The organism is Bradyrhizobium sp. CCBAU 25360 (genome assembly GCF_028128695.1).
Lineage (GTDB): Bacteria > Pseudomonadota > Alphaproteobacteria > Rhizobiales > Xanthobacteraceae > Bradyrhizobium > Bradyrhizobium ottawaense.
In genome coordinates this window covers 736,362-759,910 of sequence record NZ_LBJA01000045.1, presented here as the reverse complement: position 1 = coordinate 759,910, position 23,549 = coordinate 736,362, and the positions used below count along the sequence as shown (strand labels likewise).

Below are 23,549 nucleotides of genomic sequence, written 5' to 3'. Positions count from 1 at the left end.
TCAGCAGACCGGCATCGCCTCCGGGATTTCCCGGGGCTCAGCTCTGGCTCGCCACCTCGCCGCCTTCCGAGGCGCCGGCACAATGATCCTGCCAGAACCGGCGATAGGCCGCCTCGACCTCACGCGTATAGAGTTCGACGTTGCCGGCAGGCGAGGCTGCGATCCGAGCCGGCAGTTCCGCCCGCAACGTCGCCAGATGAGCGGGCTGCGCCGCATATTTGCACGCGATCGCGGCGTAGCCGTCGTCATCCTCGGCGACCCAGTCGTCGAGGCCGACGGCCGCCACGATCGAGCCGCCGGCGCGCGACGAAGAGCCGTTGCCGAGCTTGGCGACGACCGGAACACCTGCATAGAGAGATTCCCAGGTGCTGATGCCGCCATTTTGCGGGAAGGTATCGAGGGAGATGTCGACTTGCGCGAAGGCCAGCAGATGCTCGTGGCGCGTGGTCGAGCCCAGGCAGGTGATGTTCTCTTCGGCAATGCCCTGGGCCACGAACCGCGCGATCAGGCCGTCGCGCAGCAAGGGATCGTCGAGCAGCCCGTGCTTGATGATGATCTTCGAACCCGCCGCCTCGCGCATCACTTTTGACCACACCCGGATCGCCTCATCCGAGATCTTGTAGATGCGGTTGAACACACCGAAGGTCACATGGCCGTTCCGGAGCATGGGAAGCTCCGAGGGCGGCACGTCCAGGATGGGATCGATCGTGATCAGGCAGGGCAGATCATGGACCTTCTCGACCAGCAAATGGCGCGCCGAGTGCGGAATGAAGATTGGATCGGCGAGCACGTAATCCATGGTCTGAAGGCCCGTGCCCGTGGCGTGTCCGAAACCCGTGACCTGTATCGGGGCCGGCTTGCGGGCAAATACGGGGAGCCTGTTGCCAGCCGTATGCCCGGACACGTCGATCAGGATATCGATCTTGTCCGCCTGGATGCGATCGAGGAGCTCGTCGTCCGAAAGCTGCGCGGCATCGACCCAGACGTCCGCGAGGGGCTTGAACCTCTCGGTGATCTCATCCTGCAGCGGCCAGCAGGAATAGCAGACGATCTCGAACCTGGCGTGATCATGATGGCGCAGCACCGGCAACAGCGCGAACGCTGCCGAGTGGTTCCTGAATTCCGAGGCGACATAGCCGACGACGATCCGCCTGTCCGGATCGAGCTCCCGGGGCCGCAGTGTCCGTTGCGGCAGTCGGGCGCCGATCGCATCCCACCAGGATTTTCGCGCCGCCTGCTGGACCGCGAAATCGGCCTCCGGCAGATAATCCAGGATGAATATCTTGCGTGCGATCGCATCCACATAATCCGGAGAGATCTCGAGCGCCGCGTCGAGATGCTCGAGTGCCGTCGCGACGTCTCCCTGGTTCGCATAGCAGGCGCCGAGAAGCACGATTGCGTAATCGGACCGCGGATTGTCCTCGAGCAGGATCTTGACGGCCGCGATCGCCTGCGTCGTGTTCCCCAAGAGAAGGTTGACTTGCGCCTTGCCGCGCAGCGCGAGCTCGAGCCGCGGCGATTGCGCCAGTGCCGCATCGAAGTCCGCCGCCGCCTGCTCCAGCCGGTGCAGATCGAAATTGAGCCGTCCGCGCTGGGCCAGAATCCGCGGTGAACCCGGCTTGATCGCGAGCCCTGCCGCGAGGGCGGCTTCCGCCTCCTCATAATGCCGGAGCTCGATGCACACCATGCCCTTGCCCGCGATCGCTTCCGCATGACGCGGCTGAAACGACAGGGCGCGATCGAAACTCTCCTTGGCGCGCTCGGACCGGCCGATCAACAGCTCTGCCATGCCGCGGTTGCAAAATGCATCGGCATAGTCGGGCCGCAGCCCGATCGCGCGTTCGTGCAGCCCGATCGCCTGTTCGCCGAGGCCGACATTCAGGAGCGTATTGCCGAGATTGGTCAGGGTGATCGGACAATTCGGCTTCAACGCAATGGCCTTCTCCTGCCATGCGCGGGCGTCCTGAAATTTCTGGAGATCGAAATACACGGCGCCGAGATTGCCATGGGCATCGGGCGAGCGCGGATCGAGCGCAACCGCGCGTTCGAACAGTCGTTGCGCCTCCTCCAGCCGCCCGCCCTCATACGCGCGCAGGCCGAGCAGGTGCGTGGCGTGGAAATGATCCGGAACCTCCTCCACAATGCCCCGGCAGAGCGTCTCGGCCTCGGCAAATCGGCCCTGCCGCAGCGCCTCGACCGCGAGCGACATGACGGCGTCCGCCTGCTTCCTCAACTTCTTTTGCAATCGCGCATTCTGGAATGCGCGCGCGCCGACACTGCTCTGCAAGGTCTCTCTCCGGAAGATGGCCCGGAAAGAGGCACAGCTGATTCGGATGGTGCCAGGCTGGCGGGTCAGTCAGGCCGGCGCGGGCTCCGGATGGCGAGTGCTCAGCGCAGGATCTGGCTCAGGAACAGCTTCGTGCGGGCGTGCTGGGGCGCCGCAAAGAACTCGTTCGGCGTGTTGGCCTCGATGATCTGGCCGGCGTCCATGAAGACCACGCGGTTGGCGACCTCGCGGGCAAAGCCCATTTCGTGGGTGACGACCAGCATGGTCATGCCTTCCTCGGCGAGGTCCACCATGGTGTCCAGCACCTCCTTGACCATCTCGGGGTCGAGCGCCGAGGTCGGCTCGTCGAACAGCATGACCTTCGGGTTCATGGTCAGGGCCCGCGCGATCGCGACGCGCTGCTGCTGGCCGCCGGACATCTGACCCGGAAACTTGTTGGCCTGATGCGGGATCTTGACCCGCTCCAGGAACTTCATCGCGTTGATCTCGGCGTCCTTCTTCGGGATGTTGCGCACCCAGATCGGCGCCAGCGTGCAATTCTCCAGCACGGTCAGATGCGGGAACAGGTTGAAGCTCTGGAACACCATGCCGACTTCCCGGCGCACCGCGTCGATGTGCTTGAGGTTGGGGCCGAGCGCGATGCCGTCGACGACGATCTCGCCCTCCTGGAATTCCTCCAGCGCGTTGATGCAGCGGATCAGGGTCGACTTGCCGGAGCCCGAGGGTCCGCAGATCACGATGCGCTCGCCCTTCTCGACCGCGAGGTCGATGTCGCGCAGCACGTGAAAGTCGCCGTACCATTTGTTGAGGCCGGAAATCTTGACGATGGGGTCGGACATGGTGACCTCGATCAGTTGCGACGGTGGGCGTTGAGGCGGTGCTCGACGAACAGCGAGTAGCGCGACATTCCAAAGCAGAAGATGAAGTAGATGATCCCGGCGAAGGCGAAGCCGGTGAACGCGGTCGAAGGCGTTGACCATTTCGGGTCCGAGAACGAGGCCCTGAGCGAGCCGAGCAGATCGAACAGCGCCACGATCGAGACTAGCGAGGTGTCCTTGAACAGCGAGATGAAGCTGTTGACGAGGTTCGGAATGACGTGACGCAGCGCCTGCGGCAGCACGATCAGCGAGGTCGTCTTCCACCAGGACAAGCCGAGGGCCGCGGCGGCCTCGCCCTGCCCGCGCGGGATCGCAGCGAGCCCGCCGCGGACGTTCTCGGCCTGATAGGCGCCCGTGAACAGCGCGATGCCGATCAGCGCGCGGACGAGGCCGTCGACGGTGAAATTGCCGGGCAGGAACAGCGGCAGCATGTAGGTGGCGAAGAACAGCACGGTGATCAGCGGCACGCCGCGCCAGAACTCGATGAAGGCGATCGAGAAGATCCGGATCAGCGGGATGGTGGAGCGGCGGCCGAGCGCCAGCGCGATGCCGATCGGCAGCGAGGTGACGATGCCGGTGACGGAGACCACCAGCGTCACCAGGAGGCCGCCCCACAAATTCGTCGTCACGACCGGCAGTCCACCGCGATCGAGCCCCATCAGCTTGATCACGATAGCGATGGCACCGAAGGCAACGATGCTCGAGGCCAGAGCGCGCCAGCCGGTGCGCAAGCCGCCGCCGAGACCGAAGGCGATCAACGACACGACCGCGGTGGTGACGGCGAAATCGGCCCAGATCGACTGACCCGCGCCCTGGATCTGATCGCGCAGCCAGGTCAGCGGAAGGATCAGCCAGGAGATCGCCGTGCCGACCAGCACGATAAAATTCCCGACCAACCACAACAACGGCGCGGCGGCGGATGTCTTGCTGAGACCGAGCACGGCCTGCCCGGCGCCGATGATGCTGTCGTCGAACAATTCCAGCAGGCCGGCGGTCCAGCTGAGACCAAAGCCCTTGATGCCGCCACCGTGCAGCAGAAAGAACGCGACCACAGGAAATGCGAAGAAGAACAGACTGGCGTTGAGCCCCTTCGCCGGCAGACGCGGCACGAGCAGCGGCACCAGCAGGGCCACCGCAAGAATGAAGGTGAGGTTGACCCGCCAGCGCTCGGCCTCGGGATAAAAACCGTAGATCAATTGCGGCAGCTTGGCCTGGATGTAGGGCCAGCAGGCGCCGACCGCAAAGCCGGCGTTCTCCGCGAGGCATGCCGTGCGGTCCTTGCCGCTCCAGACCGCATCGACCATCAGGAACCTGACCGAGGGAACGATGGTGAACCACAACAGCAAGGCGCCAACGATCGTGAGCAGGATGTTGGTCGGCGAGTTGAACAGGCGCGTGCGCATCAGCCCGACAAAGCCCGTGGTCTTCACAGGCGCGGGACGTTCGGTGAGCAGGTCCCGGCGGACGAAGCTGCTCGAGGCGATATCGCTCATGCGCCCAGACTCCGGCTGACGCGCCACCCGTAGACGCTCATGATCGCGCTGGTGAGCAGCGAGATCAGGAGATAGATGCCCATGGTCATCGCGATGATCTCGATCGCCTGCCCGGTCTGGCTCAGCGACGTGCCGGCGAACACCGAGACGAGGTCAGGATAGCCGATCGCGACCGCCAGCGACGAGTTCTTGGTGAGATTGAGGTACTGGTTGGTCAGCGGCGGCACGATGACGCGCATGGCCTGAGGCACGACGACCAGCCGGAGCGTGGTGCCGCGGCTGAGGCCGAGCGAGGCCCCCGCCTCCATCTGCCCCTTGTGGACCGACAGGATTCCGGCGCGCACGATCTCGGCGATGAAGGCGGCGGTATAGGTCGACAGCGCCAGCGTCAGCGCCACGAACTCCGGAATGATCCGCGATCCGCCGGCGAAATTGAAGCCCTTCAGCTGCGGCAGCTCGAAGGTAAAGGGCAGACCGAACACCAATATCGTGGCGAGCGGCAGCCCGAACAGCAGGCCAAGCACAGTGGGCCAGATCCGGATCATCCGCCCTTCCTGAAACAGCGCGCGCCGCGCATAGAAGCGCAAGGCCAGGGACGCGACGATACCGAGCGCCAGCATCGCCAGAAATGGCTCCAGGCCGCTTCCGCCGACCGGGCTTGGAATGACGAGGCCCCGATTGCTGATGAAGGCAACGCCGAGCAGCGAGATGCTCTGCCGCGGATTGGGCAAGGCCGCCAGCACCGCGAGGTACCAGAACAGGATCTGGAACAGCAGCGGCAGGTTGCGGATGAGCTCGACATAGATCTCGCCGACGCGGGACAACAGCCAATTGGGTGACAGCCGGCACAGCGCGACGATGAAGCCGATCAAGGTGGCGAAGACGATGCCCACCACCGAGACCACGAGCGTGTTCAGGAGCCCGACCACGAACACGCGCAGGAACGTGTCCGAGCCGGTATAGGAGATCAGGGTCTGGTTGACGTCGAAGCCGGCATTATTCCTGAGGAAGCCGAAGCCGGCGGCAATGTGCTGGTTTTCGAGGTTGGCGCGGGCATTGGAGACGATCTCATAGCCGATCCAGCCCAGGATCGCCGCGAAGGCAAACTGGACGGCAACGCCGTTCCAGCCTGCCTTGCCACCCAGAACGCGCCTGATCTTCAGCGCGATCTGGGGTGGCGGTTTTCGGGCCTCGGTGCTCATGCCGCAGCCAGCGGATCAGGATGATCAGCGGATCGGCGGCGCGTACTGAAGACCGCCCTTGTTCCAGAGATTGTTGAGACCGCGATTGATGGCGAGCGGCGAGCCCGCGCCGACATTGCGATCGAACACCTCGCCGTAATTGCCGACCGCCTTCACGATCCGCACCACCCAGTCCTTGGTCAGGCCGAGCTGTTCGCCGAAATTGCCGTCGGTGCCGAGGACGCGCTTCAACTCGGGATTTTCCAGCTTTGCTTTCTCGTCTACGTTCTTCGAGCTCACGCCAAGCTCTTCGGCGGTGACCATCGCGAACAGCGTCCACTTCACGATGTCGAACCACTGATCGTCGCCGTGGCGCACCATGGGGCCGAGCGGCTCCTTCGAGATGATTTCGGGAAGCACCATGTGGTCGTTGGGATTGGCAAGCTTCAGGCGATTGGCGTACAGGCCCGACTGATCGGTGGTGAAGACGTCGCAGCGTCCGGCCTCATAGGCCTTGACCGTTTCGTCGTTGGTGCCGAACGCGATCACCTCGTACTTCATGTTATTGGCCTTGAAGTAGTCGGCCAGATTCTGCTCGGTGGTAGTGCCGGTCTGCACGCAGACCGAGGCGCTGTTGAGCTCGAGCGCCGAATTCACCTTGAGCGACTTCTTCACCATGAAGCCCTGCCCGTCATAATAGGTCACGCCGGTAAAATTGGCGCCGAGCGAGGTATCACGCGAGATGGTCCAGGTGGTGTTGCGCGAGAGCACGTCGATTTCGCCGGATTGCAGCGCGGTGAAGCGGTCCTTGGCGGACAGCGGCACGTATTTGACCTTGGTCGCATCGTTGAAGATCGCCCCGGCGATCGCCTTGCAGACGTCGACGTCGAGGCCGGTCCAATTGCCCTTGTCGTCGGGCGAGGAGAATCCCGGCAGGCCCTGGCTGACGCCGCAGGACAGCATGCCCCGGTCCTTGACCGTCTTGAGCGTTTGCGCATCGGCGGCCTGGGCGGAGAGGCCGGCGGCGAGAGCAAGGGTGAGAGCCAGGGTTACGCGTTTCATGGGCTTTGGGCCTTTCAAAGTCGTATCAAGGAACGTTGTCTCAGGATCATCCCTGCCAGGGCCAGGCGTATCAAGGCCAGCCCTGCAAGAGTCATGCTGGAAAACCTTGCCGAACACCCGCCGATCCCGAAAGGCCATACCTTAATCCCCGCCGCAGCGCCGGCCGATATGGCTGTGACACAAGGTCCGGTCAGACGATGGATCGAAGGTCGCGGCAGGCCCCTCAACATGCGGCGACTGAATAGCACCTGCGCATCACAGAACGACTGGCGTGCCGGGTCAAGGGGTTGACGGGACTCTTCTGTGTTCTGTTATTAACGACAGCGGCCTTTCGGCCAGCCCGTCAGGCGCCAAGCCCGAGCGGAAACGCGGTTTTGAAAGCAGACGCATGGATTCCTCGCACCCCCAAGAGCAGCAGGCCGAGACCCGGCTGGTCACCTCCGGCCGCGACACCAAGGCGCAGAAGGGGTTCGTCAATCCGCCGGTCTTTCACGGCTCGACCGTGCTCTACCCGACTGCGGAGGACCTGCACGCCCATCGCGGCGAGTTCACGTATGGCCGCCACGGTTCCCCTACCACCAAGGCGTTCCAGGAGACGCTGATGGCGCTGGAGGGACCACAATGCGCCGGCGTCGGCATCGTCCCGTCCGGGCTGTCGGCGATCTCGACCACCCTGCTCTCGGTGCTCAAGGCCGGAGACCATCTCCTGGTCTGCGACAACGTCTATCGGCCCTCGCGCAATTTCTGCAACGGCATGCTCACCCGCCTTGGCGTCGAGACCACCTATTTCGATCCGATGATCGGCGCCGGCATCGACAAGCTGTTCAAGCCCAACACCCGGGCCGTTCTGGTGGAGGCCCCGGGCTCGCAATCGTTCGAGATGCCGGACATTCGCGCCATCGCCGAGGTCACGCATGGGCACGGCGCGCTCGTCATCGACGACAATACCTGGGCGACGCCGCTCTATCACCGCTCGCTCGAACAGGGCGTCGACATCAGCATGCAGGCCGCCACCAAATATATCGGCGGCCATTCCGACATCATGTTCGGCACGATCTCGGCCAACGCCAAGGCGTGGCCGATGGTCACTGAAGGCATCCGCCTGCTCGGCGTCTGCGCCGGACCCGACGACGTCTTCCTGGCGCTGCGCGGCCTGCGCACGCTGTCGGTGCGGCTGGCACAGCATCACCGCTCCGGGCTCGACATGGCGCGTTGGCTCGCTGCTAGACCCGAGGTCGCGCGCGTGCTGCATCCCGGCTTGGAGACCGATCCCGGTCACGCGATCTGGAAGCGGGACTTCACCGGCGCCTCCGGCCTGTTCAGCATCGTGCTGAAGCCGGCCCCGCAGAAGGCCGTCGACACCATGCTCAACACGCTCAAACTGTTCGGCATGGGCTTCTCCTGGGGCGGCTTCGAGAGCCTTGCAATTCCCTTCGACTGCGACGCCTATCGCACCGCGACCAAGTGGTCGCCGGGCGGCCCGACGCTGCGTCTCCACATTGGCCTCGAGAGCGTCGACGACCTCAAGGCCGATCTCGACCGCGGCTTCGCTGCCCTCAAAGCGGCAATGTGAGCCTGCTCACAAGGCATCTCGACCGCGGACGCGCCAACGCGCGCCGCGACGGACGCGCAATGCGCGCCGTGGGAACGTGCAGCTGGCGTAAACGTTAACGCCGACGCGCCAACAAAAGGTTTGAACCTCAAGCATTTGGCGCTAGCCTCACAAATCGACTCCAATCCGGACACGGAGCATGGGAACGTTGGTTCTGCTCGATCTGATGGGCGGCGTTGCGCTGTTGCTGTGGGGCCTGCACATGGTCCACAGCGGGATCTTGCGCGCCTTCGGTCCTGACCTCAGGCGGCTGCTCGGCAAGGCGCTGAGCAACCGCGGCAGCGCTTTCGCCGCCGGCCTCGGCCTCACCGCGCTGCTCCAGAGCAGCACCGCGACCGCCCTGATCACGAGCTCGTTCGCAGCCGAGGGGCTCGTCAGCCTTGCCGCGGCGCTTGCCATCATGCTCGGGGCCAATGTCGGCACGACGCTGATCGTGCAGGTGCTGTCGTTCAACATCGCAGCCGTCGCGCCGGTCCTGTTCGTGCTTGGCCTCGTCGCCTTCCGCTCCGGCCCGCGATCGCGGATCAAGGACATCGGCCGCGTCTGCATCGGCCTTGGCCTGATGCTGCTCTCGCTGCATATCCTGCTCGACACGCTGGCGCCGGCGGAGAACGCACCGGGCGTCCGCATCGTGATGTCGGCCATCACGGGCGATCCCATATTGTGCATCATCATCGCCGCCCTTGTCACCTGGGCCGTGCATTCAAGCGTCGCCAGCGTGCTGCTGATCATGTCGCTGGCCTATTCGCAGTTCATCACGCCCTACGCGGCGCTGGCGCTGGTGCTCGGGGCCAATCTCGGCAGTGCCATCAATCCCGTGTTCGAGGGCGCCAGGCGTGACGATCCCGCGAGCTACCGCCTGCCGGTCGGCAATCTCGTCAACCGCGTGATCGGGATTGCGCTCGTCCTGCCCTTCCTCGGCACGATCGCCGAGCACATGCACGCCTGGCAGCCTGATCTGGCCAAGATGACGGCGGCTTTCCACATCACCTTCAATGTCGGCACGGCCGTCGTCTTCATCGGCCTGCTCGACACCATGTCGCGCCTGTTGACACGCCTTCTGCCGGATCGCGTGCAGGAGGCCGATCCGGCCCGCCCGCGCTATCTCGACGAGACTGCGCTGGAGACGCCATCACTGGCGCTCGCCGACGCCGCTCGCGAGACGTTGCGGATGGGAGATCTCGTCGAGGTCATGCTGCGGAAGGTGATGGCGGCGATGATGACCGGCGACCGTGCGCTGGTCGACCAGGTCTCCAAGATGGACAATTTCGTCGACGGTCTCGACGAGGCCATCAAGCTCTACGTGACCAAGCTGATGCGGGGCAGCCTCGACGAGAGCGAAGGGCGGCGCGCGATGGAGATCATCTCCTTCGCCATCAACCTCGAACATATCGGCGACATCATCGACAAGAGCCTGAGCGAGCTCGCCACCAAGAAGATCAAGCGGCGCTTCCAGTTCTCGGCGGAAGGGGCCGACGAGCTCGCCGCCTTCCACAAGCGCACCATGGACTCGCTGCGGATCGCCTTCGGCGTCTTCATGTCCGGCGACGCCAACGAGGCGCGCAAGCTGCTGGTGGAGAAAACTGCACTGCGCAACACCGAGCTTGCCGCAGTCGAGCGCCACCTCGACCGCCTGCGCGAGGGCCGCCCCGAGACCATCGAGACGACCTCGCTGCATCTGGACGTGCTGCGCGACCTCAGGCGTATCCACTCGCACATCTGCTCGGTCGCCTATCCCGTGCTCGACGCGGCCGGCGTGCCTTATCGCAGGACCGAGGCGGAGACAGCGGCCCTGCCAGCCTCAGGCGCGGCCTCGGTGCTACCGCGTTAGAAGGCCGGGTGGGAATGTCACGACGGACCAATCCGGGAAGTCGACACGACACGAGGTCGAGCGGTCAAACCTGTCGAGCGCGCAGGCACCTGTGTCAGGGCGACGCCTGAGATCGCGAGTATCCCGCCAACGATCAGCTTTGGGCTCAAGCGTTCGTCGAGGAACAGAATGCTTGAAATCAATGCGAACACCGGAAGCAACAGACCGAAGGGCGCGACCCGCACCATCGAGCAACGGGCGATCAGCCAGAACCAAAGGCTAAACCCAACAATTCCTCCGATGAAGATCGTATAGGCGAGCGCCAGCCAGCCCCGTTCGTCCGCCGTGACAAGGCTTGCCATTTGTCCGGATTCCAGCAGCAACGACATCAACACGACCTGCGGGACCGTGAGCAGGGACGACCAGCCGATCAACATCAAGGGATCGAAGGGGCCGTAGCGCTTCGTCAAGACGTTGGACACCGCAAATGCGAAGGCTGCCCCGACCACGAGCAGCAAGGGAAGCGCATTTGCCGTCAGGCCTGGCCCCGCTGCCAACACAACCACCCCGACGAATGCCAGCACCACGCCGGCCGACGTGGCGAGAGACGGCCTCTCCGCGAGCAGTGGCCAGGCGAGCAGGACGGTGAAGGGCGCGGCGAGTTGATATGCGACGGCCGACATGCTTCCCGAGCCGAGCCCGAGACCAACGTAGAAGAGCCCGAAGTTCAATCCGCCAAGGAAAAGCGAAATGGCTGCAACAGGTCCGAGCTGCTGACGCGTGGGCCTTTCGACGAACGGAACGAGCAGCAGCGCGATCGCCAGGAAGCGCAGCGCGAGGAAGAAAAGCGGCGGAAACTCCGCAACGCCCACCTTGATGACCACGAATTGATACCCCCAGAGCAAGGGAACCGCCACCGCGCAGACGATCTGGATGGCAGACATGGCATGTCCTTTCACGACCAAACGGTCCAAATATCGTCACGTCGATGGGCGGAGACGTCCATGGGATACCTACCTGACGAAACGATCGAGAAGAGCGACGACGGTGGCTTCTGATGTCGTCCGCGCCGGTGCCGTCTTGCCGACCACTCGCAGCCCCTCGACGAAACAGACGAGGATCCGGGCGGCACTCGCAGGCTCGACCCTGTCGCCTAACTTGCCCGCAGCCTGCGCGCGGGAAAGTGCATCCGCCACCCTGGCCTCCATCGCCTTGAAAAAGCTCGCAACGCGCCGAGCGACCTCGGCGTCCTGGCCAGCCAGCTCCATGGCTGTAGCCACCAGCAGGCACCCGCGCCGACCATTCATCCCGCTGGTGCGCTCAACGTAGCCGGCAAGGTAGGTCCGCAAGCCCTCGACCGGATCCTTGCGGGAGTCGAATTCGATATCCATCCGCGCCAGGGCATCGGCGATGTAGCGGTCAAGCGCGCGCAGGAAGAGCGAGTGCTTGTCGCCGAAAGCGGCGTAGAGGCTGCCCCGCGACAGTTTCGTCGCGCGAAGAAGGTCCGGCAGCGCCGTGGCGTGGTAGCCACGGGACCAGAACACACCCATCGCGCTTTCGACCGCGGCGTCCACGTCGAAACTTCGGGGCCGCCCACGGGGCAATTGCATGCGGGATCGAGGGCTCATCGCCATATATGAACCAATCGGTCTTAAAATGGCAACCGAATTCGGATCAGTCCAGCGGCGCAGCCGCGGGGAGCCCTGCTCAGCGCTCCAGCGTCTTCGACGCCTTGCCGCGGTTCTTGATGATCAGCATGATGTTGCGGATATAGATGATGGTCGCGAGCGATTGTCCCAGGATGATGACCGGCTCGCGCTTCACGACGCCGTAGACCAGCGTCATCAGTCCGCCGCCCATCGAGCAGAACCAGAACGCCATCGGCACCACGCTGTTGCCGGCGCGCTCGCTCGCGATCCACTGCACCAGGAAGCGCGCGGTGAAGAACAGCTGCGCGACAAGGCCGAACGCCAGCCAGAAATCGAACTTGGCGACGAAGACGTCGTAGAGATAGTTGCTCAGCGCCTGACCGTATTGAATGATCATGCGTTCACCTCAGTCACATCTGGTGTCGGCTTCTTGCGGCGGATCAGCCACCATACGCCGGCGAGATCCATGATGCCGATCCAGAGCCGGTCGAAGAAGCCGTAGTTGGACACGCCGGAATGGCGCGGCCGGTCGATCACGTCGACATAGGCGATGTCGTAGCCTTCACGCCGGACCAGCGCCGGCAGGAAGCGATGCAGCCCGTCGAAATAGGGCATCATCAGGAAGACCTCGCGCCGGAATGCCTTCAGCCCGCAGCCGGTATCCCGCGTGCCGTCCTTCAGGATGGAGTTGCGGACGCCGTTGGCCACGCGCGACTGGAATTTCTTGAAACCGGTATCCTTGCGCCCGACACGCTGCCCCGCGGCGAGGCCGACGCGCCCTGCTCCCTTCTCGACCGCCGCGATCAGGTCGGGCAGAAAGGCCGGATTGTTCTGGCCGTCGCCATCGAGGGTCGCCACGATCGCCCCGCGCGCCGCGCGCACGCCGCTGCGCACGGCCGCGGATTGGCCACCTGATCTGGCATGGCGAAGCTGGCGCAGATTGCTCCGCTGCGCCATGATCGCCGCGAGCCGCTCGCCGGTCGCATCGGTCGAGCCGTCGTTGACGTAGATGATCTCATAGGCCCAGCGGCCATCGAGCGCCGCGCCGATCTCCGCGATCAGCGGCGCGATGTTGTCGGCTTCGTTACGCACGGGAACGACGATGGAAACCGAGGGCTGGGAAACCGAAGGCTGGGACGACGACAAATCGAGGCTCGTGGTTGGAATGGGCCTTCCCGGGGAACCGGCGGCCCCGACAGGCAGCCGCTTTTATGGGGCGGATGCCCCGCGGGCAACCCTTTTGAGATGGCCCGAAACCGCCCCGGCAAGGGGCACAATGGTGCCATCGGCGCAGATGGCAAAGCCCAGCCGCCTGGCCGCGAACCAATAGCGGACCGCCATGGCGCCGACCGTGCCGACCAGGGCGCCGGCCACGACGTCGCTCGGGTGATGCGCGACCAGCACCAGACGCGTCAACAGGATCACGATTGCGTAAGTGAACATGAACACGCGCAAGCGCGGCCACAATGCCGATACTGCAAATGCCAGAGCGAACGCCGCCACGGTATGGCCCGACGGCAGGCTGGCATAAGCCCCCGTCCCCTCGAACGGCACGAAGTTGAACGGATTGGCCTTGCCGCCGACAAACGGACGTCCGCGGCCGATGATATATTTCAGGACCTCGGCAACGAATGCCGACACGGCAATCGACAGAAATACAAACTGCAGCCGTGTGCCGAGACCGAGGAGCAGCGCGCGGCTTGTGCCGTGAAGCCCGGCCGCAACGAACGCCAACACCACCAGCAAGCCCCCGAGGACCGAGAGCAGATACTCGTCCTTGCCGAAATCGGTGAGGATGCGGATCGGCCACAGGCTTGGCGTGCCGCGAGCCGGCATCAGCTGGATCTCGGTCTGGTCGAACGCGAGCATCAGCGCGATGACGAGAGCCGCGCCCGCCGCACTAAGCCACAGCGAATGCCGCGCCAGTTTTCGCGCGGCCTCTGCGCGGCGTGAATGCGAGGGCGTGCGGACGAGCTGCGCCAGCGCGCTCCGGGACACGGCGAGCAATTGCGCGGGATAGCCCGGACGGGGCGCGGGGCTGGTCGTAACAGGCATCCTATTCGGTGCCTTCCGAGCGGAAGATCGAGATCGAGATCGCGCGCCCTTGCGAGAAATTGTAGCCGTCGATGCGGGTGCCGACCTTGTAGCGCAGCCCGATCGCCTCGGCGCGCTGCACGAAGCTCCGCTCCGAACGCTGCTCGATCAGCGCAAAGCGGCAGCTCCCCTGCCTCAGGAAGTCGGCCGCGCCCGACCCGTCCGTGAGCAGGGTCTGGGTGCCCGTCAGGAAGACGAGGCTCGGCTCGTGATAGCCGGCAGCAGCCGCCTTCGGCCCGACGCAGGTGACGTTGCGCAGCGCGCGCGCGATCTCGATGCTCGGAAACAGGGGCGTCAAGGACGGCAGCACGATGCCATACACCACCACCGCCAGCATCAGGGCCGCGACCAGCGCGTTGAGCAGCGAGCGCTCGGCGCGGTTGTTGTCGTAGAGCCACCAGGCGAACAGGCCGAAGATCAGCGATGCCGCGATGAACGGCCAGGCCACAAAAGCCGGCTGCCGCGTCAGCATCACCGCACCGACCACCGCGATGATTGAGGCGGCCGCGGGGATCGCGAACCACCAGGCCGAACCGCGCATCAGCCAGGAGCGCGACAGCACGCGCCGCTCCACCGCACCGGCGGTGAGAATGGCGATCGCCGGATACAGCGGCAATACGTAATGCGGCAGCTTGGTCAGCACCGCCTCGAACACGATCCAGGACGGGATCAGCCAGGCCAGCAGAAACTGCGCGCCGGGCTCACGCCGCGCCCGCCACACCGCGGGTGCCGCCATCGCCGCGAGCGGCGCGCCCGGCCAGAACGTGATCCAGAACAGCGCCAGATACATACCGGGCGGCGCGCCGTGGGATTCCTGGGCGCCGATCTTGCTCAGCATGTCGCCGCCGACGGAATCGGCGAAGAAGGCATCGCCCGCGCGCCAGAAGATCGCGACGAACCAGGGCAGCACCAGCACCAGCATCCACATCAGGCCCCAGACCGGGCGCAGCTTCCACAGCCAGGAGGCATCGCGGTCCTGGATCGCGAGGGCGACGATGGTCAACCCCGCGAACATCAGGATCAGCGGACCCTTGATCAGGATGCCCACCGCAAGCGCGGTCCAGAAGATCGCAGGCCAGCTCCACGGCGGATGCGTCTCGTCCTCGGCGCGCTGCCAGGACAGATAGGCGCGCGCCATCGCACCCATCGCGGCGGTCACGCAAAACAGCAGCATCGCGTCGGTCTTGGCCAGCCGCGCCTCGACGCCGAGCAGCACCGAAGCGCACATCATCAACGCCGCCAGCACCGCGGCGCGCCGCGTGACGAATCCGAGCGCCGCCCAATAGGTCATGAGCACGGCGCCGATCGCTCCGAACAGCGACGGCAGCCGGTAGACCCAGATCCGCAATTCGGCCTTCGGCAGCTTGAGCATCGAGGCGGCTTCGACCGTCGCCGATTGCAACCAGTAGATGCCGACCGGCTTCTTATAGCGGACGTCCTCCTGGAAGCGGATATCGACATAGTCGCCGCTCTCGACCATCTGCTTGGTGGCCTGGGCGAACCGCGCCTCGTCGCGATCGATCGGCGGGATCGTGAAGAAGCCCGGCAGGAACAACAGCAGCGCGCACAGCACCAGGAAGGCGACGGCGCGGGCATGGCTGGCCGTGGCGACATCGAGCATGCTCACGAGCCGGCTGCCCGGATTTGCGGGCGATTTCGGCTCGCGGGGCGCTCCAAAACGGGGAGTAGGATAGGTCTCGGCCATTGGTTCCGCTTACGCTGAAACCGCCATCGCCACAACCGCTTGAGGCAGGGTCATTGAATTCGAATGACGACTGTGTCCGCGGCGCCCGTGGCGTCGATCACGGTGAGCCGCGCAAAGCCCGGACCGGGCGGATCGATCAGGCGCTGGCGGCGGCCATCGATCTCGCCGAGCGCCGTGCCGTTAACCATGACGGTCATGGGCAGCACGCCGCCAGCGACCTTGACCGGCATCGCGGCGCTCTCCTGGCCCCCGGACCGATCGACGTCGATCCGCGAGCCGTTCAGCGGAAACTGGATATGCAGCGCCTGCTCACGGCCGGTCCGCACCAGTTCCCCCACCGGGCGGAACCGCTTCAGCGGCAGCGGCAGCTTGGCGTTGCTGGCAACCAGGGTTCCCCTTGGCGGCTTCGGCAAGGCGGCCAGCGTCTTGCCGGTGCGGGCGAAGGCATCGAACAGGATCGGAGCGGCGGCGACGCGCCCGATCAGGCCCGGAACCGGCGCACCATCGGGCCGGCCGACCCAGACGCCGACGGTCATCCGGCCGTCGAACCCGACCGACCAAGCGTCGCGATAGCCATAGGAGGTGCCGGTCTTGAAGGCGATACGGTTGTGAGCGGCGTTCTCCGGCGGCGGCGTGCCCAGCAGCACGTTGCCGACCTGCCAGGCCGCGACCTGGTCCAGCAGCCGGAGCGGCTCGCGGTCGTCCTTGTCAGCCATCACCTCGCGCAGCGGCTTGGTGGTGCCGAGGCGGGCAAAGCCCGTATAGAGCTGGGCGAGATCCTGCAGCGTCACGCCGACGCCGCCGAGCCCCATGGCGAGCCCCGGCGCTTCGTCCTTAGGCAGAACCAGATTCCCGCCGGCCTGCCGGAGCCGCGAGGCCAGTCGGCTGGAGCCGACGCGGTCGAGCAGCACGATCGCGGGCACGTTCAGCGAGAGTTGCAGCGCCTTCCTCACGGGCACCGTGCCCTGGAAGGTCATGTCGAAATTTTCCGGCGCGTAGGAGCCGAAGCGGACCGGCCGGTCGTCGATCAGGCTCTCCGGATGGACGAAACCGTCCTCGAAGGCGAGCCCGTAGATGAAGGGTTTTAGCGTCGAGCCCGGCGAGCGGATCGCGCGGGTCATGTCGACCTGCCCTGCCCGGCTCTCGTCGAAGTAATCGGCCGACCCTACGCGTGCGAGCACGTCGCCGCTCTCGTTGTCGACCACGATGATGCCGACGGAGATGTTCGGCCCGAGCGCAATGGCGCGGTCGCGCGCCAATGGCTCCAGCACCTTCTGCAAATTCGCATCCAGCGTCAGCTTGATGACCGGCGTATCCTTGACCGTCGACAGCGCAGTGTCGGACGCATGCGGCGCCAGGATCGGCATCGGCCTTCGCAGTCTTGGCACGGGCACGGCCTTGGCCTGCCTTGCGTCGTCGGCGCTGACCACATGCTCCTCGACCATGCGGTCGAGCACGCGATCGCGCGCCTTGCGCGCGGCCTCCGGATGGCGATCGAGGCGGCGCGTCTCCGGCGATTGCGGCAGCGCGACCAGCAGCGCGGCTTCGGCCAGCGACAGGCGCTTCGGCTCCTTGCCGAGATAGCCGATCGAGGCGGCGCGGATGCCCTCGAGATTGCCGCCATAAGGCGCCAGCGCGAGATAGAGGTCGAGGATCTGCTCCTTGCTCATGCTGCGCTCGATCTCGATCGCGCGCACCATCTGCCGCAGCTTGGCGTAGAGCGAGCGCTGCCGCCGCGGCTCCATCAGCCGCGCCAGCTGCATACTGATGGTCGAGCCGCCTGAGACGATGTGGCCGCGCGTTGCCAGCTGCAAGGCGGCGCGCCCGAGTGCGAGCGGGTCGAGCCCGTTGTGGGCGTAGAAGCGCTGGTCCTCATAGGCGAACAGCAGCTTCAGATAGGTCGGGTCGACGCTGGATTTGGCATCGACCGGCAACCGCCAGCGGCCGTCGGCCATGGCGTAGGCCCGCAGCAGCTTGCCGTTGCGGTCGACGATGGTAGTGGAGACATGCCGGGCTTCGTCGAGCGGGAGAGGTCCGAGCGAATAGACCCAGGTCACGAAGCCGACGATGGCGAGGATGAGGGTGAGAGCACCGCCGGAGAGGATACGAAGGCCCCTGCCCCGGACTCCGTCATGGCCGGGCTTGTCCCGGCCATCCACGTTCTTGCCGGCCGCGCCGCAGTTCGTGGATGCCCGGGCCTTCGCCGCGCCGAAGCGGCTTCGGCCGCGCAGGCGGGACAAGCCCGGGCATGACGACTGAGTATGTGGCTCCGCTGCGCTCATCCCATCAGCACTCACTTCGCCGCCCGCACCTCGACCGTTCCCGTGCCCGTCCGCCCATAGCGCGAGGGATTGTACATGTCCTCGACATAGGCTTGCGGCAGCACGTATTTGCCGGGCGAGACCACGCGCACAATATAGGCGACGGTGAAGACCGACTTTGAATCCGAGGCGCGATCGACCGCCGCAGTGAAGCGGTCGTCGCGGAACTCGGTATCCTCGGGCTCCTCGCCGTCCTCGATCCAGTCCAGCGTGCCGCTGTCGCCCGACGACACCAGCTTCGGGTTGTCGATCTCAAGGCCTGCCGGCAGATAGTCGGACACCATGATGTGGCCGTACTCAGGCTTGGCCTCGGTGATCTTCAGTACCACCGCGAAGCGCTGGTTCTGCTTGACCTTGCTGATGTCGGCCGGCTTGCCGTCGAGCGTGAAGTAGTTGCGCTCGATCTTGAAGCCGTTGGACGCAGCCGGCTCCGGCGTCACCGGCGAGCCCGACACCGAGACCACCGCCTGCACCGGCGCATCGCCGGTATTGGTGATCTTCAGCGGCTTGCCCTCCAGCGTCGCGGCCTTATAGCTGCGGTACAGCGCGGTCTTGACCGGCTGACCGTCCACTTCCATGGACAGGTTCTCCTTGGCCAGCGCCCGCGCCGCCAGCACCAGCCATGCATTCTCCTGCGTGGAGGTGTAGGGCGTCAGCCCGCGCGCGGTCTCGACCCGCGACACCGCCTGCGTCAACGTCGCCTTCGGCGCGTTGCCTTCGCTGGCAAGCGACACCAAAGCCGCCGCATCGCGAAGCTGCGAGCCGTAGTCGGTACGGCCGAACTCCAGCACGGGCTTCGGCGCGAGGCTGTCGAGCGCGGCGCCGTACACGCGTTCGGCGCGGTTGCGATCGCCGACCAGAGCGAGCGCCGCCGCGAGCTGCGACTTCGCGATCGGGGTTGCGAGGTTGCTGAGCTTGGTGTCGGCGAGATAGCGGAGATCGCCGATCGGCGCTGCGCCGTTACGTGCGAGCACATAGAGGCCGTAAGCGAGATCGCGCCCGCCGTCCTTCTCCGGCTCGTTGCCGTTGACGACGGAGTTTCTGACACGGTCGAGCGCGTTCTTGAACAGGACGTCCGGCACCGCAAAACCCTTCTCACGGGCACGGGTCAGGAAGTCCGTCACGTAAGCGTCGAGCCAGGCGTCGTCGCCGCCGGCCGACCACAGGCCGAACGAGCCGTTCGAACCCTGACGGGCCAAAAGCCGCTCGATCGCATCGCGGATGCGCTGATCGACCTCGGTGTCCATGGCCAGATGCGCGCCGGCAGCAAGGTCGTTGACATAGAGCAACGGCATCGCGCGGCTCGTGATCTGCTCCGAGCAGCCATACGGATAACGGTCGAGCGCTTTCAGGATCGTCGCCGCATCGAGCGCGGTCGACAGGCTGGCCGAAACCGAGACGCTGCCGGTGCCCGGCACGAGGTCGGAGAACATGTCCGAGGTCAGCGTCAGGCTCTCGCCTTTCGCCAGCGTCCGGATCGACCGCCGTGCCAGGACCTGCGTCGCCGCCTTGACGTCGAACGCGTAATGGCGCGCCAGCGTCAGCCCGTTCGGCCCCCTGATGTCGACGTCCAGCGTCGCCTGCCCGGCCGCGGTCGCGTCGATCGCCAGCGCAAACGAGTTGCGCTGCTTGGCGGCGAGCTTGACCGTGGTGGCGGGATTGCCGGTCATCTTCACGGGGCCGCCGGTCTTCACGTTGATGACGTAGTCGCCGGCCTGTCCCTCGACATTGTCGATCTCGAGGTTGACCGTGCCGTGGTCGCCATTGAGCAGGAAGCGCGGCAGGGTCGTGGTGAGCACGACAGGATCGCGGATCACGACGTCGGTGTTGGCGCGGCCAAGCTTGGTCGCGGTCCACGCCACCGCCATCACGCGCGTGGTGCCGGCGAACTCCGGAATGTCGAAGCCGACTTCCGCGCTGCCATCGGAGCCAACCGTGACGATGCCGGAATAGAGCGCCAGCGGCTTCTGCGCGGGCGGCGAACCCTGCAGCTCGGCAGCCCCAGCGTCACCACCGGACTTGATCTGGCCTCGCGTGCCGGACATGCCGTCGATGAGCTGCCCATAGAGATCGCGGATCTCGGCGCTCAGGCGGCGCTGGCCGAGATAGTAATCGTCCGGCGCCGGCGGCTTGTAATTGGTGAGGTTGAGGATGCCGACATCGACCGCGGCGATGACGATCTTGGCGTCCTCGCCCGGATTGAGTCCGTCGAGCTTGACCGGGATCTTCAACGTTGCGTTGGGCCGGATCAGCGCCGGCGGCGACAGCTTGACCTGCAAGGTGCGGGCCTGCTTGTCGATGCCGAACCATTTCAGCCCGATCGCCCGGCCCGGCATGCGCTGGGCAGCGGCATCGAGCGGGCGGCGCAGCGTCGCCACCACGTAAGCACCTGTGCCCCAGTCCTTACCAACCGGGAGCTTCACCTGGGCAGTGCCTTCCTTGACGTCGATCGTCTGCGTCGTCAGCAGGCGGTCGCCGAGCACGTTGACGGTCAGCTTGCCGGCGCTGCGGACGTTGACCGACACCGTCATGGTGTCGCCGGAGGAATATTGCGGCTTGTCGATCGAGGTCTCCAGGAGGTCCGGCGTGTCGGCGCTGCCGTCGGAATACCAGCCGACGTCGAACTGCACCGAGGTCACCGGGCCATCGGCGTCGTTCGACTTCACATCGAGACGGTAGCGGCCGGGCTGGGGAGTGAGCGAAATCCGCGCCGGCTTGTCGGCCGTAACGGTCACATCACCGTCGGCAACGCGCGAGGTCGACTTGACCGGCTCGTACTCCCAGTAATTGTTCTGGCGATACCACTGGTAGCGCGACTCCATCTTCAGGAGCTCGTAGCGCAGGCCGTCGCGGCGCAACCTCTCGCCCTCGGGCGAGACGAACAGGACATCGAACTCGGCCTTGTCGCCCTCGGCGACGTTCTTGTCACCGAATAGCGGCTTGACGCCGATCAGGGCGGTCGCGGGCGCCACCGGCAGCACGATCTTGCGCTCGACGGCGCGGCCGCCGGTCTCCACCATGCGGACGAAGATCTGGGCTTCCTGCGGACGGGTCGAAGCCGGCTGCTTGTCCAGCGTCACCGGGAAGGTCGCAACGCCATTGGCGTCGGCCTCGGGCAGATTCTCGAGCGGCGTGCGCTCGTTGGAGGTGGTCTCCTCGTCGGCGACGCCGAACTGGTAGCCGGCAAAGCCCGGACGTTCGCTCGCGGTCGCGACCAGCATGTCGCCTTCAAGCTGCAGGCCGGACGCGGGCGCGCCATAGAGGAAATGGCCGTCCGCCTTAAGCTCCACTGGAGCGTTAGCTTTGATCAGCTTGTCCTTGGCGGACAAGTCGAATTCGATCCGATCAGGAACGTAGTCCTCGACCATGAAAGTGGTCTCACCGACCGAGGAGCCTTTCGGGTCGGTGAAGGCGCGCACCCGCCACGTCCCGGTCGGAACGGCCGAGTTGAGCGGCACGGACAGCGTACGGCCGCCGGCGCCCTGGTCGGCGAGCACGGCACGTCGGTATTCGACGCCATCAGGGCGCTCGATCACCAGCGTCAGCGGCCCGCCGCTGACGGCATTGCCCTGCCCGTCGCGCAACAGCGCGGTGAGATAGACGGTCTCGCTGGAGCGGTACACACCACGCTCGGCATAGACGAAGGCGTCGGCGCCTGCAGGCACCACGCGGCCTGAGACGCCGCGATCGGACAAATCGAAGGCGGAGGACTTCAGGCTGAGGAAGGCATAATCGGCCTTCTCGCCCGTGACCGTCAGCATCGCCGGCGACAGGCCGCCCTCGCCGCGCGCAAGGCCCGCCTCGAACAGCACATGGCCGCTGTCGTCGGTCTTGCGCGTCGCCAGGATCTCGTTGTTGCGGGCAACGAGCCGCACCTCGGCCTTGCCGACCGGATCGGTCGAGGCCAGCGAGTTCACGAACACGTGGATACCGTCATTGCCGGAATAGGCTGACACCCCGAGATCGGAGACGATGAACCATTGGGTGGCGAGCTGGTAATCGTCGTCCGAGCCCGGACCCTTGGCGGCGGCCGTCATCACGTAGACGCCCGGCTGAAGCTCGCCGAGCGCCTGGTCAACCGGAAAGGCCGTGGTGACGTCCTGGTTCAGCGTCATCGCGGTTGCGAGCTCGCCGGTCCAGACCTTCACGCCGCGCTCGCCGCCGAGATCGGAGAGCTGGTATTTCGACAGCGTCTTCTGGAAATCGCTGTCGACCACAGTGTTGATCAGATTGCGGTCGCCGATCCGGAACACGTTGATGTTGACCGCGGGCGTGTTGACGCTGACCACGGGAATGCCGCGCTGGCCGGTCCGCGGCAGCACATAGGCCCGGCTGGTGAAGCGCACGAACGGCTTGCGGTCGCGCACATAGACGTTGAACTCGGCCGATTTCGGCAGCCCCTCCTTCACGGTGGACGGCAGGCCGGCGCGCAGACTGATGTTGTAGCGCTCGCCGTGCTTCAGCCCGTCGACGCAGAGCTGCTTGCCTTCGGCCGACAGCGCCGGCTTGTCCTGGCCCGCCAACGCCAGGAACGGCGCAAAGTCGGTGCGTTTTGCCAATTCCTCGGAGAACTGGAAGCAGGCGCGCGGGCTCGCCGAATCCGAGTCCACGGTATAGTCGAGCAGCCGGAAGCCGTGCTCGTCGCGCATCTTCTCATATTGGCCGCGGACGTCGGCGACCTCGCGCATGTCGAGCGACAGCCGCAGCGAATCCAGCGCCGGCCGCCACAGCTTGCGTTCCGACAGCGACTTGCCGAGCACGGCGAGGGCGTCGGCCTCCTCGCCGGGATTGCCGGCGCGCTGGTAGGCGATGTAGGCCGCGGTCGAGGCGCGTTCCAGCAGGAAGGTCTGCTCGCTCGAGCTCTTCGGCGATATCTGGAAGATGACCTTGGCGAGCCGTAGCCAGTTGGCGGCGTCCTCCGGCGTGGTCGCGGCGATCTGGCCGAGCACCGACAGGCCGGTGCGATAATCATTGCGCCGGAAGGCGGCGTCCGCGTCGGTGCGCAGCGTCGCGTTGGACTTGGCGACCGGCCCGGCCTCGCTCTTGATCTGGGCCTCCAGCTTGATCGCGGAATCGGCGAGGTCGTCGCGCTTGAACGCCTTGTCCGCGGCATGCGCGGCGGCGAGGCCGAGCGCCAGCGTGGCGCAGAGTGTGACGGCGCGAACAAGACCGATCATGATGGACTCCCGGAAATCGCGGACAGCCGCCCGCGGGCAGCATGAAATGCGCGGAAAGGTGACGGACTCAAGGCGATGGAACCAAAGGTGCAATTCGTCGCATTCGCCATGGAAAGGCAAGCCCAGAGGAGACCGATCAAGATACCGCCGCTCACACCGTCCTGATGGCGCAGCGATACCCGACCCGTCGACCGGCGGCCACATCCCGGAAGCTGGCCAGCGTTCCCGGCGATGTGATCCATCGTCCAGTCCGCTGCCGCTCAACCCGGCACCCTGACAT

Annotated in this window: 15 protein-coding genes; 2 read left to right on the top strand and 13 right to left on the bottom strand. The window is 65.6% G+C overall.

The window, feature by feature from the left end; translation table 11 throughout:
* Nucleotides 1–37: 37 nt before the first annotated feature.
* The 5 genes from XH81_RS37875 to XH81_RS37855 all read right to left on the bottom strand — a co-directional run bounded on the left by XH81_RS37875 (nucleotide 38) and on the right by XH81_RS37855 (nucleotide 6,901).
* Complete coding sequence (locus XH81_RS37875) at nucleotides 38–2,287, bottom strand: tetratricopeptide repeat protein (protein WP_028144712.1); 2,250 nt, start codon at nucleotides 2,285–2,287, stop codon at nucleotides 38–40.
* 101 nt (nucleotides 2,288–2,388) lie between these two features.
* Nucleotides 2,389–3,126, bottom strand: coding sequence for an amino acid ABC transporter ATP-binding protein (locus tag XH81_RS37870; protein WP_018323160.1), 738 nt, complete (start codon nucleotides 3,124–3,126; stop codon nucleotides 2,389–2,391).
* Between the two features lie 11 nt (nucleotides 3,127–3,137).
* Nucleotides 3,138–4,658 carry an amino acid ABC transporter permease gene (locus XH81_RS37865; protein WP_028144713.1) on the bottom strand — a complete coding sequence of 507 codons (1,521 nt, stop codon included), beginning with the start codon at nucleotides 4,656–4,658 and terminating at the stop codon, nucleotides 3,138–3,140.
* The gene (locus XH81_RS37860) at nucleotides 4,655–5,860 is read right to left on the bottom strand and encodes an amino acid ABC transporter permease (protein WP_028144714.1); all 1,206 of its coding nucleotides are present in this window, start codon (nucleotides 5,858–5,860) and stop codon (nucleotides 4,655–4,657) included. The genes XH81_RS37865 and XH81_RS37860 overlap by 4 nt, the downstream gene beginning before the upstream one ends.
* 24 nt (nucleotides 5,861–5,884) lie before the next feature.
* Nucleotides 5,885–6,901: an amino acid ABC transporter substrate-binding protein gene (locus XH81_RS37855; protein ID WP_028144715.1), complete on the bottom strand. Its 1,017-nt coding sequence runs from the start codon at nucleotides 6,899–6,901 to the stop codon at nucleotides 5,885–5,887.
* A gap of 388 nt (nucleotides 6,902–7,289) precedes the next feature.
* Here XH81_RS37855 and metC point away from each other — a divergent pair, with 388 nt between their 5' ends.
* Complete coding sequence (gene metC / locus XH81_RS37850) at nucleotides 7,290–8,474, top strand: cystathionine beta-lyase (protein ID WP_028144716.1); 1,185 nt, start codon at nucleotides 7,290–7,292, stop codon at nucleotides 8,472–8,474.
* 178 nt (nucleotides 8,475–8,652) lie between these two features.
* The gene (locus XH81_RS37845) at nucleotides 8,653–10,344 is read left to right on the top strand and encodes a Na/Pi cotransporter family protein (protein WP_028144717.1); all 1,692 of its coding nucleotides are present in this window, start codon (nucleotides 8,653–8,655) and stop codon (nucleotides 10,342–10,344) included.
* Nucleotides 10,345–10,361: 17 nt separating this feature from the next.
* Here the strand turns inward: XH81_RS37845 and XH81_RS37840 are convergent, their stop codons facing one another.
* The 8 genes from XH81_RS37840 to XH81_RS37805 form a co-directional block, all read right to left on the bottom strand.
* Nucleotides 10,362–11,267, bottom strand: a complete 906-nt coding sequence (locus XH81_RS37840; RefSeq protein ID WP_028144718.1) for a DMT family transporter — start codon at nucleotides 11,265–11,267, stop codon at nucleotides 10,362–10,364.
* 69 nt (nucleotides 11,268–11,336) lie between these two features.
* Nucleotides 11,337–11,897: a TetR/AcrR family transcriptional regulator gene (locus tag XH81_RS37835; RefSeq protein WP_439648443.1), complete on the bottom strand. Its 561-nt coding sequence runs from the start codon at nucleotides 11,895–11,897 to the stop codon at nucleotides 11,337–11,339.
* A 133-nt stretch (nucleotides 11,898–12,030) separates the two neighbouring features.
* On the bottom strand, nucleotides 12,031–12,369 hold the full coding sequence (locus XH81_RS37830; RefSeq protein ID WP_028144720.1) for a lipid-A-disaccharide synthase N-terminal domain-containing protein: 339 nt from the start codon (nucleotides 12,367–12,369) through the stop codon (nucleotides 12,031–12,033).
* Nucleotides 12,366–13,118: a glycosyltransferase family 2 protein gene (locus XH81_RS37825; protein ID WP_028144721.1), complete on the bottom strand. Its 753-nt coding sequence runs from the start codon at nucleotides 13,116–13,118 to the stop codon at nucleotides 12,366–12,368. The genes XH81_RS37830 and XH81_RS37825 overlap by 4 nt, the downstream gene beginning before the upstream one ends.
* A 63-nt stretch (nucleotides 13,119–13,181) precedes the next feature.
* A complete protein-coding gene (locus XH81_RS37820; RefSeq protein ID WP_028144722.1) occupies nucleotides 13,182–14,027 on the bottom strand; it encodes a phosphatase PAP2 family protein in 846 nt (281 codons plus the stop codon).
* Nucleotide 14,028: 1 nt separating this feature from the next.
* Entirely contained in the window at nucleotides 14,029–15,771 is a 1,743-nt protein-coding gene (locus XH81_RS37815; RefSeq protein WP_028144723.1) for an ArnT family glycosyltransferase, read from the bottom strand.
* 50 nt (nucleotides 15,772–15,821) lie between these two features.
* Nucleotides 15,822–17,930, bottom strand: coding sequence for a penicillin-binding protein 1C (gene pbpC / locus XH81_RS37810; protein ID WP_028144724.1), 2,109 nt, complete (start codon nucleotides 17,928–17,930; stop codon nucleotides 15,822–15,824).
* Nucleotides 17,931–18,064: 134 nt separating this feature from the next.
* Nucleotides 18,065–23,269: an alpha-2-macroglobulin family protein gene (locus XH81_RS37805; protein WP_028144725.1), complete on the bottom strand. Its 5,205-nt coding sequence runs from the start codon at nucleotides 23,267–23,269 to the stop codon at nucleotides 18,065–18,067.
* Nucleotides 23,270–23,549 lie beyond the last annotated feature (280 nt).